This is a genomic window from Psychrobacter sp. 1U2 (genome assembly GCF_051847575.1).
Window position 1 is genome coordinate 1 of sequence record NZ_JBPYDC010001860.1, and the last position, 509, is coordinate 509.

The following is a 509-nucleotide window of genomic DNA, read 5'->3' on the forward strand; positions in this document are numbered from 1 at the left end:
GTTCGTACACCAGTCACTACCGGTAGGGTTGTTTAAGACATTATTTAAGCGCTCTGATTTGCGTAATCATCGTAAGATTGTGGTAATCGACGAATATATCGGTTATACCGGTAGTTTTAATTTGGTGGATCCCAAGTTTTTTAAACAAGACAAAGGTGTTGGTCAGTGGGTTGATGTGATGATGCGCAGCGTTGGTCAGCAGCCAATTAGCATAGCTACGGCCATGGCTAAAGTTGTCATTACTGATATCGGTGCTGAGAACAATGACAATCTAGATGCATTAGATAAGCGGGTAAATAGCTATACTCGTAAGTTGTATGTATTGAATCCGACCATCAATGATATTAACAGCCGAATTCAGGTGCTCGTTGATGATGTGGATAGTTATATACCTACTGTACCAGGCTCAAAGTCGATTGCGATACCGCAAATGCCTGTGGTTGATGATGTTGTTGCACAGCTCATTCCTTCAGCGCCGCAGGTGACCGCTCATGTCATTTATAATACCT

Annotated in this window: 1 pseudogene; it reads left to right on the plus strand. The window is 42.4% G+C overall.

The features are described from left to right. Positions 1 to 509 (plus strand): annotated as a pseudogene (locus ACS8FD_RS24810) (cardiolipin synthase); the annotation flags it as partial.